The organism is Pseudanabaena sp. SR411, from assembly GCF_002251945.1.
In the GTDB taxonomy this organism is placed as follows: domain Bacteria; phylum Cyanobacteriota; class Cyanobacteriia; order Pseudanabaenales; family Pseudanabaenaceae; genus Pseudanabaena.
The window spans coordinates 86364-101177 of the sequence record NZ_NDHW01000037.1; the positions used below are offsets into that span (position 1 = coordinate 86364).

Here is a 14814-nt window from a genome sequence, read left to right on the forward strand (position 1 = left end):
GCACAACACAATTCGCATTAATCACGAAACGAAGCTAGACATTCCTGCATTGCTTTCGCCATTGTCTTGCGATCGCTGTGATAGCGGCGACCATGCCCAGGCAAAACCCACTCAAACTGATAGGTTGCCAACCTTTCCATCGATCGCCCTAATTCATCCCATGAATACCAGCAAGCATTCCGAAACGCAATTAAACGCTGGAGTCGCTCAGACCAAGCTAAATGATCACCCGAAAACAGAAACTTCTGCCCATATAGCAAAACCGTATGTCCCTTAGTATGTCCAGCCACAGGAATGATTAGCAAATCATCAGCGATCGCGATCGGCTCTGTTCCCGTTATTTGCATCTCAACACTGCGAGTACTTGTCGTAATATCATCTTGATGCAGAATGCGATCGCAACCAAAATGGTCATGGAACTTCTGATGATCGGCAACATCATCACGATGGGTCAGATACAAATAACGAATCCCTCCCATCGCTTCTATCTGTTTTACTAGTGGAGCCACAAAACGTGGCGAATCAACTAAAATATTACCTTCAGGATGCTGGATCAAATAACTAGCCGCACCATAGGAAGACTCCGCATGATAACCACAATGGAAAACATTTTGGTCAATGAGAATTGGGAAACTTTGCTGCGCCATCTGAATGTCAGTTGGCTTCTCGACCGTAGCAATGGAAGCAGTAGGACAGGATAGAACGGCTTGTAAAGCTTTGAGACGTTCGCTGGCATTAGTGGGTTGATGATAAACAGCAGACTGCTCAGCGACTTGATGAAATATTTCTGGAGCCATCCATCGACAGGTATCACAATCAATACAGGAGCTATCAACATAAAAATCACCACTCACATTATGAGGGAGTCGCCGTTCAATTTTTGCCATCACATTCCATTCTCCTAATATTTTTGCAAAACTTGCGCTGCTGTTAACTGGACTTCGGGAAATATCGGCGAAGCGATCGCTTGCTCACCTTCATAAACTCTCTCTTCATAAAAGCCTTCCACCCATTCTAATACTGTTATCTTTTGATTGTTATTTCTCCAATGGTTTTGCTTAGACTAATTATCACCGATCGCATCGACAGTTGTTGCCCTCAAAATGGTATGTTGATGAGCCTGACTATTTTGTTTTTTAAATGCAAGTAACTTTCCACAATTCTCCTTCAAACATAGTGCTTCATGTTTGAGCATAATCATCAAGTTTATACAGCTCGTGAGATTGTTCAACACTATAGCCAGTTATGCCAACTACAACCTGCTGAACAAACCATTCTCGATCTCCTACGCGATGAATGGGCAAGTATGAAAATGCTAGATATTGGTGTGGGGGGAGGACGCACTACCCAACATTTCTCTGGAGTTGTTCAGGAATATGTGGGAATTGATTATGCTAAAGAGATGATTACAGCTTGCCAAAAACGCTTCCCACCGTTTTCTGCATCATCTTCTCAGTCAAGAGTTTTTGCAGTGGGCAATGCTAGAGACATGAGTCAGTTTGCAGATAACTCTTTCGACTTTATTTTATTTAGCTTTAATGGGCTTGATTCTCTTTCCCATCTGGATCGATTGCAGGTATTTCAAGAGGTCAGTCGAATTGGAAAGTCGGGAGGCTACTTCTTTTTCTCCAGTCATAGTTTACAAGGGCTAGAACGAGAATTTAACTGGCGAAAACAGATCAGCTTAAATCCTCTAACTACCTATGTTAACTTGGTCATGTGGGGGATTCTACGCTTCTTTAATCGTTCCATTTCCCCGCAACAGATCAAATCTTCTAACTATGAAATTATTCAAGATGAACCGCATAACTTCCGTTTAAAGCAGTATTACATTAGACCACAGGAGCAACTCAATCAATTAAAAGCAGATTTTGGCAATGTCACAATGTATTCTTGGAAAAGTGGTTTAGAACTCGCAACGCCACAAGAGTTAAACGACAATATTGATATGTGGCTTTATTATCTTTGTAAGATTAAATGAAGCTTAAATTAGGCTTTTTCAATGAGTCCTGCCCACGAAGCTCATTGGAAACCTACTAGTTTTATTTGCTTTCTTTAGCCTTTTTTACTTCAGCAGGAATAATGGTTGTAACGTTGTAAATGTTCTGTTTATTATCTACTAGTTCCGTGAAATCACTGCTTAGGGCGATCGCTTCAGGTTTGCCGACATCCTCAAACATGGCGCTACAATTCCAATTCGTCATCAGTACCAAATCATCACTATCCAAACTCTTCAACAAGATCACTGACTGCGGGATCGGCTGATTTTCCAGAATAGAGGGAACCATCTCTTCCATGCTAGTCAGAACCTGCGATCGCATTTCAGGACTTCTTGGAGCTAATTGAGTCAGTCGGACAACGGCTTCTTTACCACGAAGCGCTGGAGTCGCCCCTGCGATCGCAGACTGAGCATTTACAACTTCAAATATGAGGGTTTGGATAGGTGCAGGTGGTGCAGTTAAGCCCTCTGCACTTTTGGACTTACTAAAGTCAGCGGCTAAAGGTGGGACATAAGCCTGATAGCTAGGTAGATCTTGCCATTGAGAGAGCGCAATTATTTGTTTACCATCTTGACTTTGGAGCAGAGAAAATCCTTTAAACCCCGTAGCTTTTTTCATAAGCTTATTACTGATTTTCAAGGACTTCACAAGAGCCTTCTGGGTTGAATAGGAAGTTTCGTAGATAGCTGCAACCTCAACTGGGTCATTCGCAGTATCAAAGACTAGAGAAGCCATGAATTTACCAGCTTGAACTGGACTGTCAAAGGTTAAAAGAATGGGACAGCACAGTAGGCAAAAAATTAGTGAGGCTCTTAAAAATACTCTTAAATAAGCGATCGCCAGCTTAAGCATAAAATCTCTCAAAAATGCTCCTATTAGCAAGATAATATACCAAAACAGAAAATGGCTACGCCATTTTCTGTTTTGGTATATTCCTATAAAAAAAGGTGAGATCCAAAGCATCTCACCTTTTTTAGTTTTTATTTTAATTTTTAAGTGCAGGAGGCATAATTACCTTTGTGGCTAACCCTAAACTTCTTAGCAATTGAATAGCCCACCAAGTGACATCAACTTCCCACCAACGCCAACCTGCTTTGGCGACATGAGGATAAGCATGATGGTTATTGTGCCAGCCTTCGCCATAGGTAACGATCGCCGCCCACCACAGATTCCGTGAATTATCATTAGTCTCAAACGTGCGATATCCCCACATATGCGTAACCGAGTTGATAAACCAAGTACTATGCCATAGTAAAACTGAGCGTACACACATGCCCCAAATGATATAAGACCAACCACCGAGGAGATATAACGCAACTCCTAAAGGAATTTGTAATAGCAGATAGTACTTATCTAGCCATAGATAGAAAGGATCGCGAGCCATTTCAGGCGCATATTTGCGGTACAAAGTTGGATTGAAGAATTCTTCTTTAGGGTAGAACAGCCACAACATATGACTCCACCAAAATCCTTTACGAGCCGAGTAAGGATCTTTCTCTACATCTTCAGTATGCGCGTGGTGTAAGCGATGCCCTGCTACCCAAAAGATTGGACCTCCTTGAACTGCGGCGGCTCCGACTAGGGCGATCGCATACTCGAGCCATTTAGGGACTTGAAAGCTGCGATGACTCAGCAACCGATGGTATCCCAAACAAATACCAATACTTCCTAAAAACCAATGCAATATCAGAGTCACACCTAAAGCTGACCATGAGAAGAACCAAGGAGCTAATAGAGCCAAAGAGTGGAAAACCGCAAAGAATATGATTGCTGGCCAACTTAATTTTAGAGGTTTAGAGTTATTGTCACTAGATGGATAGAGAATATCTGAGAATAGTCTGGTCATGATTTACAACTAATATTTTTGATACAGGACTTTTGATTTTGCCTACTTGAAAATCAAAACCACTATGGAGATAAGGGAGATTATTTATTGCTTGATTTCTGAAGACATTTCAGTACGTCCTTGCCAAGCGCTACAAGATTGGTGGAACCCATGACGCGGATCATCTGTATCAGCACAAGATTCCTGTGAATTCGGACAATCTTGGCATTCGATATGTTGTCTACAGTGATCAATCAGTGGCAAAAGTTCGTCATGTAGTATTTGCAGTTGTTGGATTGTCTCTTCAATCATTCTGGCTTTTTTAAGAAGAGAATCATGTACAGCCTGACAAGCTGGGAACTTTCCGTCTTTGGCTGCCAAAATCTCTCTGATGTCATCTAGACTCAAACCCATCGCCTTAGTCTGGGTGATAAAAGCTAAGCGATCTACATCCTCTTGACTAAACAAGCGATATCCTGCCTCAGTTCTAAGAGGAGAGGGAATTAAGCCAATTCGCTCATAGAAATAAAGCGTCTGAGGATTTAAACCCAATTTGCGAGAGACTTCACCAACTTGCAGCATTGACATCTTTGCTTTTTACATCCAACGGTTACAAGTGTAGACCTTATACTATGGTATAAGGTCAAGGATTTCAGGTAAGCTTCTTTATTGTAAAGATATTTTTCATGATTTATTGCAAGATTGCGTTCCTAAGGGACGCAATCTTGCAATTTTTTGTTTTAACCTAGCGATCGCTATCCCAAATTTTGCTTATTGGTATCCTAGAAGAAGAAATTGAGAGGACGTTATGGTTGTAACAACGAAACTTGCCGCAATACCTACACCAGCTAAGTATCGTCTCACTGTTGAGCAGTATTACAAAATGGCAGAAGTTGGCATCTTAGGAATAGAGCAACGCACAGAGTTAATTGAAGGAGAAATTATTGAGATGTCACCGATTGGAGCAAAACATGCTGGTACGATTAACCGACTAAGCCGAGTTCTGTCACCACGTATCTCTGATCAATCAATAATTTCGATTCAAAACTCAATTAGGTTAAATGACAAGACAGAACCACAACCAGATTTAGCGATCTTACATTTACGCGATGATTGCTATACCGAAAGTATCCCTACGCCTGATGATGTTTTCTTGTTAATCGAAGTTTCCGATTCCACCTTGAAATACGATCGCGATATTAAGATTCCACTCTATGCCAAAGCAGGAATTCCTGAAGTATGGATTGCCAATATCGAAGAGCAGGTATTTGAAGTTTATAAATCCCCCAATCAGAATAGTTATGAACAGATCAAGATTTATAGCAAAGGTGAAGTAATTCTGATTGAAAGTTTAGGGGTAGCGATCTCTGTTGATGAAGTTTTCTAAATTTCTATATCTAAAGATTTGGTATTGCTCTGGAGGTAAGGACAAAGCGCCGCCTATCCTTACCTCTTAAATCTTGCCATCTTGATGAACTTCAATCGTGATACATCGTAAATTAAGTTGAATTATCGGTATATTTAGCGATCGCAAGGCTTAAGATCTTAATACATACAGATATAGCGAGTTCAAGCTTACCAATGGCGAGTTTGAGCTTGATGTAGCTGCTCAGGAATGGAGAAAAGATCATGGCGATCGCATCAATAAATCCTGTAACGGGAGAATTGTTAAAGACCTTTGAGCCTTTGACAGATGAGCAACTCGAACATAAGCTAGCACTCGCCGATCGCACCTTTGCCACCTACAGACATACAAGTTTTCGCGATCGCGCCCAATGGATACACCAAGCCGCCGACATTCTAGAAGCCAAGAAAACCGAATTCGGGATCATCATGACCCTTGAGATGGGGAAAACACTCAAAAGTGCGATCGCCGAAGTCGAGAAATGTGCCAATCTCTGTCGGTTTTATGCCGAACATGCGCCCCAATTTTTAGCGGATACTCCTGCCCAAACCGATGCTAGCCGCACGCTCATTCGTTATCAACCCTTAGGAATTATCCTCGCAGTCATGCCTTGGAACTTTCCTTTTTGGCAGGTGTTTCGCTTTGCTGTCCCTGCTTTGATGGCGGGAAATGTAGGACTGCTCAAACATGCTTCTAATGTGCCGCAATGTGCTTTAGCGATCGCGGAAGTCTTCCATGCCTCAGGTATACCTGAAGGTGCATTTCAATCCCTGTTAATTGGGGCGGATCGCGTAGCGGGACTAGTTGCTGATGCGAGGGTAAAGGCGGCGACATTGACAGGAAGCGAACCTGCGGGACAAAGCCTCGCCGCGATCGCAGGGCATCATCTCAAAAAAGTAGTTTTGGAACTTGGGGGCAGTGATCCATTTATTGTGCTTAAAAGTGCGGATTTGGAATTAGCCGTGAATACCGCAGTGATAGCGCGAGTGATGAATAATGGGCAAACCTGTATTGCGGCAAAGCGATTTATTATCGAAGAGGCGATCGCTGATCAGTTTATTGCTAAATTTGTCGAGAAATTCAAAGCTTTGAAAGTAGGCGATCCGATGCAACCTGAAACCGATGTTGGGCCCCTTGCGACACCACAAATTTTAAAAGAGCTAGATTTGCAGGTGAAAGCCAGTGTGGATCTAGGCGCAAAGGTCTTAGTTGGGGGTTATCGCGTGAAAGAGAAAGGTAATTTCTACGCGCCGACAATTTTGGCGGATATTCCCTTGGGTGCGCCACCCTATCAAGAAGAATTTTTTGGCCCCGTTGCTTCGGTGTTTCGGGTGAAGAATTTCACTGAGGCGATCGCCCTTGCTAATAGCACTAATTTTGGATTGGGGGCAAGCTTTTGGAGTAACGATCAACAAGAAATAGAGTTGGCGATCGAACAAATCGAGGCGGGTGCAGTCTTTGTAAATGGGATGGTCAAATCCGATCCGCGTATTCCTTTTGGGGGAATCAAGCGATCGGGATTTGGTCGTGAGTTAGGTGTCGAAGGTATTCGCGAATTTGTGAATATCAAAACTATTTGGATTAAATAAACCCTATTTGGATTCGCACGCGAAATGTGCGAATCCAAACTTAAATTTGTGAGAAAGCTATGAAAACCGCAGAATTATTAGTCAAATGCTTAGAGAATGAGGGAGTAGAGTATATTTTCGGTCTTCCGGGGGAAGAGAATATGGCGGTTCTCAATGCCCTTGAGAATTCATCAATTAAATTTATTACCACTCGCCATGAGCAGGGAGCCGCTTTTATGGCAGATGTCTATGGCAGACTTACAGGCAAACCAGGAGTATGTTTGTCGACGCTAGGGCCAGGAGCTACAAATTTGATGACGGGGGTTGCTGATGCCAACTTAGACTGTGCGCCCTTAATTGCGATTACGGGGCAAGTGGGAACCGATCGGATGCATACCAATTCTCATCAATACCTCGATCTAGTTGCGATGTTCGAGCCTGTAACCAAGTGGAATGCCCAAATCGTGCGTCCTAGTATTACCCCTGAAATTGTGCGGAAAGCCTTTAAACTGGCTAAATCTGAGAAGCCGGGGGCAGTGCATATTGACTTGCCAGAGAATATTGCTGATATGGAAGTCACAGGGCAACCATTATTGATTAAAGGCGATCACAATTCGATGTATGCATCCTATCGCAGTCTCTCGGAGGCAGCATTGCTGATTGCTCAGGCAAAAAATCCTTTGATTTTGGTAGGCAATGGTGCAATTCGTTCCCAAGCTAGTCAAGCTTTCATCGATTTTGCGACCCGCTTAAATATTCCTGTGGCAAATACCTTTATGGGTAAGGGTGTCATTCCCTACCGCCATCCTCTGGCACTTTGGTCAATCGGTTTACAGCAAAGGGATGTAATTAATTGCGCTTTTGATGAAACGGATTTAGTGATTGCAGTTGGCTATGACTTAATCGAATATTCACCCAAGAAATGGAATCCTAAAGGGACTATTCCGATTATTCACATTGCGGAGTTAACGGCAGAAGTTGATAGCAGCTATATGCCACAGGTGGAAATTGTAGGTGATATTTCTGATTCATTAATGGAGATTATGCATCGTTGCGATCGCACGGGAATGACTGATCCTCACGCGATCGCCTTACGTCCACAAATTTTGGCGACCTATGAGCAGTATGCCCATGATGACGGGTTTCCGATTAAGCCGCAAAAGATCATCTATGATCTGCGTCAAGTCATGGCTGCTGAGGATATCGTTATTTCCGATGTGGGAGCGCATAAAATGTGGATGGCAAGGCATTACCATTGCGATCGCCCTAATACTTGTATTATTTCCAATGGTTTTGCGGCGATGGGGATTGCGATTCCGGGAGCGATCGCGGCAAAACTGGTCAATCCTGATCGCAAGATTGTGGCCGTAACAGGTGACGGTGGCTTTATGATGAATATGCAAGAATTAGAAACCGCAACTCGCATCGGTACGCCCTTTGTGACGATTATTTTTAATGATGGTGGCTATGGACTGATCGAATGGAAGCAACAAATCCATTATGGTCGATCAGCCTTCATCAAATTTGGTAATCCTGATTTTGTGAAACTAGCGGAAAGTATGGGACTGAAGGGATATCGTGTGACTTCGGCGGTGGATTTAATACCAACACTTAAGGAAGCTCTTGCCCAAAATGTACCTGCTGTCATCGATTGTCCCGTTGATTACCGTGAAAACATGCTTTTTTCTCGCAAAGTTGGTGAGTTATCTTGTCCAATGTAAGGACTTCTCCGTAAGATTTTTGATGGCACGGCTTTGCTACACCATCAAAAATCAGTTACTTATCAAATTGCCCAAACCTCGAAATTATGCAAGCGATCGCCGTCTTAGACAAAGTTTCCTATATCTATCCCAACTCCAAGGAGACAGTCTTAAAAGATATCTCGTTAACCATTAACAAAGGAGAATTTTTAGGCATTATTGGGGCGACGGGAGCAGGAAAAACCACTCTATGTCTTGCACTCACTGGCATCGTTCCCCAGTTTTACGGTGGACGTTTTTTTGGCAAAATTGCGATCGCAGGATTAGACAGCCTTGAACATCCTGTCAGTGAGCTAGCGCGTCATGTAGGCATAGTTTTTGAAGATCCTGAAATCCAGATTACCGCTACATCCGTCGAAAACGAAATCGCCTTTGCCCTCGAAAATCTCTGTGTCCCTCGTGAAGAAATCCTGCGACGGATTCCCATAGTTTTAAAATCAGTCCGTCTAGAAGGATTTGAGAAGAAGAATCCGCAAGAGCTTTCGGGTGGTCAAAAACAACGTTTAGCCATTGCCGCCGCACTAGCATTACAACCTGATTTACTAATTCTTGATGAACCCACTTCGCAACTCGATCCCATAGGTTCCCAAGAAGTCTTTGCTACAGTTAGGGAATTAAAAGAAGAACTCGGCGTGGCGATCGTGATGATCTCCCATGCTGCGGAAGAAATGGCAGAATTTTGCGATCGCATTGCCTTACTCTCAGACGGGCAATTACTAGCCGTCGGTACTCCCGAAGAAATCTATGCAAAGATTGATTTACTGGAACAAAATAAACTCCGTCCTCCTGAAGTTGCTCAAGCTTTTAGCCAAGTTCAGCACAAGGGAATTAATATTCCGCAGATTCCCGTTACTTTGGAATCGGGAATAGTCGCTTTAAATGCACTGCGATCTCAAATTCCGCCTAATGATCCGCCCCTATTTACAACTCCGACTCGCAGTAGCAGACCACCTGTTCTCTCAGTCCAAAACCTCCAACATACCTATGACGATGGTACGGAAGCTCTCAAAAATATCTCACTAGACATCCATGCAGGTGAATATGTACTCATCGTGGGACAGAATGGCGCTGGCAAAAGTACCCTAGTTAAGCATTTTCTCAACTTACTAAAACCGACATCAGGCAAAGTATTAGTAGGCGATCGTAATACTAAAGAGCTATCCGTCAGCGACCTTGCTCAATCCATCGGTTACCTTGCCCAAAATCCCGACAATCAAATTTTTAATACTTCCGTTGAGAAAGAAGTCTCTTTTGCTTTGCCATTTCTTGGTTACGCTCCCGATGTAGTAAAGAAAGAAACCGAACGTAGTCTTAAAGCTATGCAATTATGGGAACAACGTCATGCCCATCCCTTATCTTTACCCAAGGGAGAACGTGGACGCATTGTGATTGCGGCTCTATTGGCAATGAATCCTGAGATCATTATTTTTGATGAACCGACGACAGGACAAGACTATCAGGGTGCTTCTTCGATTTTAGAAGTCAGTCAGCAACTGCATCAAATGGGGAAAACTGTAATTGTAATTACCCACCATTTATATCTAATGCCTGACTATGCCGATCGCGCGATCGTGATGGGCAAAGGAACGATCTTGCTAGATGCGCCGTTGCGCCAAGCCTATCATCAAACTGATTTGCTAGAGTCCACCTATCTCACGCCGCCACAATCAGTGGTGTTATCACAAAAGCTAAGTATGTTGTGCGATCGCGACTATCCTCTAATTACGCCCACAGAATTTGCTAATTGTTTCATTCAAATACAAAGCATTGTAGGCTAAGATAAATAGCAGCTATCCCTTTCCCTATGACACTTTTAACTATAGAATCTCTGGTAGTCCAAAAAAGGAAAGGATGAACATAGAGGAAGAGAATCATTGTAGTGATGGATAAAATTCCAAATAGCACCAATATGATTTTCTAACTTTTTAGAAAAAGCTAGAGCTTTCCTAACCAGACGCGATACTCGTTGCCTGAGGGTGCAATTAAACCTTTCAATATAGCTAGTTTTACCCGTTTCTTTACCCACAACCCAATGACCCTTACGGGGAAGAACATTCGGATAAGCTGACCAGAAGTCGGTGTAACAGACAGCACACTGACGATAGACTGGAGGTAGAGAATCCCATAACTTTTAAGCTGATGCACCAGAGTGATCGCCAATATAACAACCAACAATTTCACGCGTCTCAACATCAAGACCTAACCATACCCACAGTTGATTGTCGGTGTTACCGAAAAATGACCATAATTCGTCCATCTGTATAGTCAGACGACGTTTAGGACGTATCTCTGTAACCAACGTTCTGACACTTTCAGCACTCTTGCAATCCCTCCTAACGGGATTTTTTCCAATAGCAGTCGCTCCAGCAGAGATTGCATGGGTTGAATAGGTTCTAACACTCTTTGATATTGAGGATTTTCAACAAATTGACGACCACAGTCTCGACACTTGTAATTTTGTTTGCCGTGACGGGTTTTACCATTTTTTACCACTGACTCGCAATGGCACGATAGGCAGTTTGGTCTGGGCTCTGTCATGGGCTAATTTAGGACTACCTAAATTCATCACATCTCTTGAAAGCTAATTTGAGCAAGCTAGATTTATAGCTTTACTTCGTTAGTGCGATCGCTTCCCATAGCAAATTTATTACTTACAATGCCACAGGTTTAAAATTATTATTAGCGATCGCGATTGCATTCAAAATCAAGATAAAATCGAGAAATTAATGGGAGAAACAACCAGCTATGGCTAAAAAATCTAGAGAATTTAGTGAACTTGTCCGCCAGCAAAAATGGGAGAAAGCCAGCAATAAGTCATTCGAGAAATTGCAAAAAACTGTTAAACAGGATTTTGGCGAGGATGTACAGATGGTGAGAAACATGGAAGGAATTGCCAAGATGTCTGAGGTTTTGAAAGACTTCATTAGACCCTATGCTGATATTTCCCAGAACAAAAAAGAGCTTCAGCGCCTGTTAGAGACCGCAGTGACAGCTTGGGATTTAGCGCTTATGCCAAAATAAAAAAGGGAATCTGAGTTAGACCAAATATTTGCCTCAATGCTTAAAAAAGCTAAGAAGAATATAGATAAAGAGGATCTTGCGACTAGTAGAGCTTTGATTGAAGACTTTATTGATCGTAAATTAAAGTATTTTGCCGATGAGCAGCGACAAGTCATAGATTTTCAGTTAGAGTACCTTGGTCGAGGTTCATACCATCTCTCAGTAGCCTCCTCAATGTTCAAATCATCAATCTAAGCAAATTTTTGCATACTGTATTGAGGAAAAGCTACCAGCCCCAAGTACCTACCTCGCCTTTAAATGGCCCCACAATATCAGAAGTAATCCAGCCACCGTAAAAGTCACCCGCTTGCGGCGTGATTAACTCGTCATTCACATAGCAAGCATCCATAAGGCTGCCGTAGAAACTTATTGAATCTTGAATATCCACGAAATTAGGAGTGGGGATAGAATATCGCCATGCCGCATTTTGGATATATTTATCAGCGATCGCAATATCATAATATTGACTGATTCCCTTCCATTCACACCTTGTCCGCCGCGAAGTCTCGATCAGATACTCCATTTTAATATCTTCAATGGGAATGTAATAACAAGGCGGATGACTGGTTTCTAAAACTCGCTTAGCGCGTTGGGTTTCGGCAAGAACGATGCCATTACAGATAACGCGAATATGTTTCGTCATATCTTCTAGAATTGCGGGACGAGGATAGTCCCATACGGATTCTTGACCTGCTTGTGGTTCAATTCTTTGTGGATGCATTATTTTCTCCAGCGCTTTGCGCTCTCATTAAAAACAAATAAGCCATATAAAATCTGAAACGCTTTGCGTGTCAGATTTTATATGGCTACTCTGAAACCTGCGTGTTGATAGAAGTTGGGACGGAACCAGTTGCGGTAGTACCTCTCCGCTTCAGTTCCACTGGTAATCCATGAGCCGCCTGCCATCATATTGTGCTTCGTATCAAAATATGGCGCAGAATAATTCTCATAGAGATAATGCGGCTTATATCCTGTTAGTGGCGTTAAATGATCGCTGAGCCATTCCCACACATTACCGCGCAAGTCGTATAGTCCGACATCACTTTTGGCTTGAGGAAGATAACCAACGGGATTTGGAGAAGCAAATTTTAAATTGAGATTGTAATTTTCAGCTTGGCTATCTGCTGTTTGAGCAAGTTCAGAAGAACCATAGGTTGCCAGATACCATTCAGCTTCGCTCATCAGGCGTGTATGATTTCCTTTCCAGCGACAATAGGCGTTCGCTTCATAATGATTGACCTCCACAGGAAAATCAAAGGGCATCGCAATTTCATCAAACATGGCACGATATTTATAGCTGTTAGCATCAGGAATCCAGAATTTAGGATGCTTAATCTGATTCTCAACTTTCCAAGCCCATGATTGCTCATGCCAATAGGCTTGATTGTCGTAGCCGCCATCTTTGACAAAATCGAGAAATTCAGCATTAGTAATTAGATATTTACTTGCCTGAAAAGTCGCCACATTCACTGTGCGATCGCCATATTCAATATCCCAACCATAGATATTTGAATCTTGAGGTTTGCCTAGTCGCACTGTACCACCCGTGACTTCAATCATTTCATTTGCCGTGGTATAGCCATTGGCGGGAGCATATTGCCAACTTTCGGGACGTTGCAGTTGATCAACAGGCAACTGGCGAATTAACATCGAAGAGGTTTCGATATGAATGTATTGATGCTCGATCGCCATCATCAACGCCCAAAGTGGATGCTCTGAATTAATCGGCAGGGTAATATTTGTTAAGTTATTAATTAGCTCAGAAATTGCGTTATAAACTTGGTCGCGATATTGCCAAACATCTGTAACTTCTGCTTGGCGAAGATTATCAAAAATATTAGCTATTTCTTCGGGTTTCTCTGGATCAACTCCAAGTTCAAAAAGCCTTTCAAAATCAGGATTTAGGCGTTGATCTAATAAGCCAACTTTGACTAATTTATTAATATAAAAGGCTGCCGAATGCCCTAAATAGAAAATCAATAAATTGCGTAAGGGATCTGGATTTGTATAAAAAGTTTCTGGATTAACCAAACTTTTCATTAAGCTATCTTCAATTTGCCAAGCTCTTTGAAAATAGGCAAGAATTTCTGGGCGATCGCAACGGTGGAGATTTGGTGGTTGCATAGAATTAAGGCAATATTAATTATGGGGAACTTGACAAAGAACTAAGCCAAACCATTTTTGGGGATCTGTCCAGATTTTGACGGTTTCTAAACCCTGCGATCGCAGTTGTGCTTGAACTTTTTCTAAGTCAAATTTACGCGAGATCTCCGTAAGAATGCTTTCACCTGCTTCAAATTGAACCTTGAGATCGAGTATTTCGAGAGATGCTTGATGGGGCGATCGCGCATGTAAATACATTTCAATTTGATGATCGATCTCGTTATAAATGGCTTGGTGCTTAAATAAATCGAGATCAAAATCACCTTGAAATCGCCAATTTAAATGGGCAAGCATATTCAAGTTAAAGGCAGCCGTTACTTCTTGACTATCGTTATAAGCGGCTTCTAAGATTTCTTTCGGTTTCTGCAAATCAATTCCTAATAAGAAATAATCTCCTTGAGTCAAAGCATGGGAAACCTTACCTAAAAAATCATTGGATTCGGATTCTGTGAAGTTACCGATCGAGCTACCTAAAAAGAAAATCATCCGCGATCGCAAATGGTTTTTGCCCAAGTGAAATAACGCTTCGTCATATGTGCCAATCAGTCCTTCAATGGATAAATCGGAATATTTTTGTTGTAAATGTAAGACTGTAGTTTTGAGAATGCCACCACTCACATCAATGGGAATATAGCTAAAAGCATCGGGTATGACTTTAGTTAAGGAGTTAGCAACTTTTTGATAAGCATTTAATAAATAATGAGTTTTTGCAGAGCTACCGCTACCTAGTTCTACCAATTCACAGCAACCTGTAATTGCTGCAATTTCATCAGCGTATTGATTGAGAATCCATGCTTCGGTGCGGGTGGGATAATATTCAGGTAAATCACAAATCTGCTCAAATAATTCTGAACCGTGATCGTCATAAAAATACTTGGGCGGCAAACTCTTCGGTTTTTTTGTTAATCCTTGAACAACATCATGACCATCTTTTTCAAAAATTTGATTAGTCGATGAATTATGTTGATGGAGTATTTGTAAATGCTTAACTGTCATGCTCGGATTTATGTCTGTTGATGTTTATACGATAGAT

14 protein-coding genes and 1 pseudogene are annotated in these 14814 nt (G+C 42.1%); 6 read left to right on the top strand and 9 right to left on the bottom strand.

Annotation, left to right across the window (positions count from 1 at the left end; translation table 11 throughout):
• Window positions 1–17: 17 nt before the first annotated feature.
• Window positions 18–887: an MBL fold metallo-hydrolase gene (locus B9G53_RS02185; protein WP_094528680.1), complete on the bottom strand. Its 870-nt coding sequence runs from the start codon at window positions 885–887 to the stop codon at window positions 18–20.
• 296 nt (window positions 888–1183) lie between these two features.
• Between B9G53_RS02185 and B9G53_RS02190 the strand changes: the two genes are divergently transcribed.
• On the top strand, window positions 1184–1981 hold the full coding sequence (locus B9G53_RS02190) for a class I SAM-dependent methyltransferase (protein WP_094528681.1): 798 nt from the start codon (window positions 1184–1186) through the stop codon (window positions 1979–1981).
• A gap of 61 nt (window positions 1982–2042) precedes the next feature.
• Here B9G53_RS02190 and B9G53_RS02195 read toward each other — a convergent pair whose 3' ends face one another.
• The 3 genes from B9G53_RS02195 to B9G53_RS02205 form a co-directional block, all read right to left on the bottom strand.
• Window positions 2043–2735, bottom strand: coding sequence for a hypothetical protein (locus B9G53_RS02195; protein WP_094528682.1), 693 nt, complete (start codon window positions 2733–2735; stop codon window positions 2043–2045).
• A gap of 250 nt (window positions 2736–2985) precedes the next feature.
• Window positions 2986–3846 carry a fatty acid desaturase gene (locus tag B9G53_RS02200; RefSeq protein WP_094528683.1) on the bottom strand — a complete coding sequence of 287 codons (861 nt, stop codon included), beginning with the start codon at window positions 3844–3846 and terminating at the stop codon, window positions 2986–2988.
• A gap of 84 nt (window positions 3847–3930) precedes the next feature.
• A complete protein-coding gene (locus B9G53_RS02205) occupies window positions 3931–4407 on the bottom strand; it encodes a heavy metal-responsive transcriptional regulator (RefSeq protein ID WP_094528684.1) in 477 nt (158 codons plus the stop codon).
• Window positions 4408–4633: 226 nt separating this feature from the next.
• Between B9G53_RS02205 and B9G53_RS02210 the strand changes: the two genes are divergently transcribed.
• Window positions 4634–5212: a Uma2 family endonuclease gene (locus B9G53_RS02210; protein ID WP_094528685.1), complete on the top strand. Its 579-nt coding sequence runs from the start codon at window positions 4634–4636 to the stop codon at window positions 5210–5212.
• A gap of 112 nt (window positions 5213–5324) precedes the next feature.
• Here the strand turns inward: B9G53_RS02210 and B9G53_RS28320 are convergent, their stop codons facing one another.
• The gene (locus B9G53_RS28320) at window positions 5325–5456 is read right to left on the bottom strand and encodes a hypothetical protein (protein ID WP_254923513.1); all 132 of its coding nucleotides are present in this window, start codon (window positions 5454–5456) and stop codon (window positions 5325–5327) included.
• On the opposite strand from B9G53_RS28320, the gene B9G53_RS02215 reads away from it, so the two are divergent.
• The 3 genes from B9G53_RS02215 to B9G53_RS02225 all read left to right on the top strand — a co-directional run bounded on the left by B9G53_RS02215 (window position 5455) and on the right by B9G53_RS02225 (window position 10336).
• The gene (locus B9G53_RS02215; RefSeq protein WP_094528686.1) at window positions 5455–6819 is read left to right on the top strand and encodes an NAD-dependent succinate-semialdehyde dehydrogenase; all 1365 of its coding nucleotides are present in this window, start codon (window positions 5455–5457) and stop codon (window positions 6817–6819) included. The two genes, B9G53_RS28320 and B9G53_RS02215, sit on opposite strands and share 2 nt — an antisense overlap.
• Window positions 6820–6878: 59 nt before the next feature.
• Window positions 6879–8519 carry an acetolactate synthase large subunit gene (locus tag B9G53_RS02220; protein WP_094528687.1) on the top strand — a complete coding sequence of 547 codons (1641 nt, stop codon included), beginning with the start codon at window positions 6879–6881 and terminating at the stop codon, window positions 8517–8519.
• Window positions 8520–8605: 86 nt separating this feature from the next.
• Window positions 8606–10336, top strand: a complete 1731-nt coding sequence (locus B9G53_RS02225) for an ABC transporter ATP-binding protein (RefSeq protein ID WP_094528688.1) — start codon at window positions 8606–8608, stop codon at window positions 10334–10336.
• A 35-nt stretch (window positions 10337–10371) separates the two neighbouring features.
• Here the strand turns inward: B9G53_RS02225 and B9G53_RS02230 are convergent.
• A pseudogene (locus tag B9G53_RS02230) lies at window positions 10372–11096 on the bottom strand (IS1 family transposase).
• Window positions 11097–11303: 207 nt separating this feature from the next.
• Between B9G53_RS02230 and B9G53_RS02235 the strand changes: the two are divergent.
• Window positions 11304–11579 (top strand): hypothetical protein, encoded by a 276-nt coding sequence (locus B9G53_RS02235; RefSeq protein WP_094528689.1) that lies wholly within the window; start codon window positions 11304–11306, stop codon window positions 11577–11579.
• 265 nt (window positions 11580–11844) lie between these two features.
• On the opposite strand, the gene B9G53_RS02245 is transcribed toward B9G53_RS02235, so the two are convergent.
• From B9G53_RS02245 to egtD, 3 genes are all read right to left on the bottom strand, one after another.
• Complete coding sequence (locus tag B9G53_RS02245; RefSeq protein WP_094528691.1) at window positions 11845–12339, bottom strand: DUF427 domain-containing protein; 495 nt, start codon at window positions 12337–12339, stop codon at window positions 11845–11847.
• Window positions 12340–12416: 77 nt separating this feature from the next.
• Window positions 12417–13742 carry a 5-histidylcysteine sulfoxide synthase gene (ovoA, locus tag B9G53_RS02250; protein ID WP_094528692.1) on the bottom strand — a complete coding sequence of 442 codons (1326 nt, stop codon included), beginning with the start codon at window positions 13740–13742 and terminating at the stop codon, window positions 12417–12419.
• Between the two features lie 15 nt (window positions 13743–13757).
• The gene (gene egtD, locus B9G53_RS02255) at window positions 13758–14777 is read right to left on the bottom strand and encodes an L-histidine N(alpha)-methyltransferase (protein WP_094528693.1); all 1020 of its coding nucleotides are present in this window, start codon (window positions 14775–14777) and stop codon (window positions 13758–13760) included.
• Window positions 14778–14814: the final 37 nt, after the last annotated feature.

Excerpts from the sequence above, each read along its gene's own strand:
- B9G53_RS02185 (WP_094528680.1), bottom strand. The coding sequence starts at position 887 with ATGGCAAAAATTGAACGGCGACTCCCTCATAATGTGAGTGGTGATTTT.
- B9G53_RS28320 (WP_254923513.1), bottom strand. The coding sequence starts at position 5,456 with ATGATCTTTTCTCCATTCCTGAGCAGCTACATCAAGCTCAAACTCGCC.
- ovoA (WP_094528692.1), bottom strand. The coding sequence starts at position 13,742 with ATGCAACCACCAAATCTCCACCGTTGCGATCGCCCAGAAATTCTTGCC.
- B9G53_RS02190 (WP_094528681.1), top strand. The coding sequence starts at position 1,184 with ATGTTTGAGCATAATCATCAAGTTTATACAGCTCGTGAGATTGTTCAA.
- B9G53_RS02235 (WP_094528689.1), top strand. The coding sequence starts at position 11,304 with ATGGCTAAAAAATCTAGAGAATTTAGTGAACTTGTCCGCCAGCAAAAA.
- B9G53_RS02215 (WP_094528686.1), top strand. The coding sequence starts at position 5,455 with ATGGCGATCGCATCAATAAATCCTGTAACGGGAGAATTGTTAAAGACC.
- egtD (WP_094528693.1), bottom strand. The coding sequence starts at position 14,777 with ATGACAGTTAAGCATTTACAAATACTCCATCAACATAATTCATCGACT.
- B9G53_RS02205 (WP_094528684.1), bottom strand. The coding sequence starts at position 4,407 with ATGCTGCAAGTTGGTGAAGTCTCTCGCAAATTGGGTTTAAATCCTCAG.
- B9G53_RS02225 (WP_094528688.1), top strand. The coding sequence starts at position 8,606 with ATGCAAGCGATCGCCGTCTTAGACAAAGTTTCCTATATCTATCCCAAC.
- B9G53_RS02245 (WP_094528691.1), bottom strand. The coding sequence starts at position 12,339 with ATGCATCCACAAAGAATTGAACCACAAGCAGGTCAAGAATCCGTATGG.
- B9G53_RS02210 (WP_094528685.1), top strand. The coding sequence starts at position 4,634 with ATGGTTGTAACAACGAAACTTGCCGCAATACCTACACCAGCTAAGTAT.
- B9G53_RS02200 (WP_094528683.1), bottom strand. The coding sequence starts at position 3,846 with ATGACCAGACTATTCTCAGATATTCTCTATCCATCTAGTGACAATAAC.
- B9G53_RS02220 (WP_094528687.1), top strand. The coding sequence starts at position 6,879 with ATGAAAACCGCAGAATTATTAGTCAAATGCTTAGAGAATGAGGGAGTA.
- B9G53_RS02195 (WP_094528682.1), bottom strand. The coding sequence starts at position 2,735 with ATGGCTTCTCTAGTCTTTGATACTGCGAATGACCCAGTTGAGGTTGCA.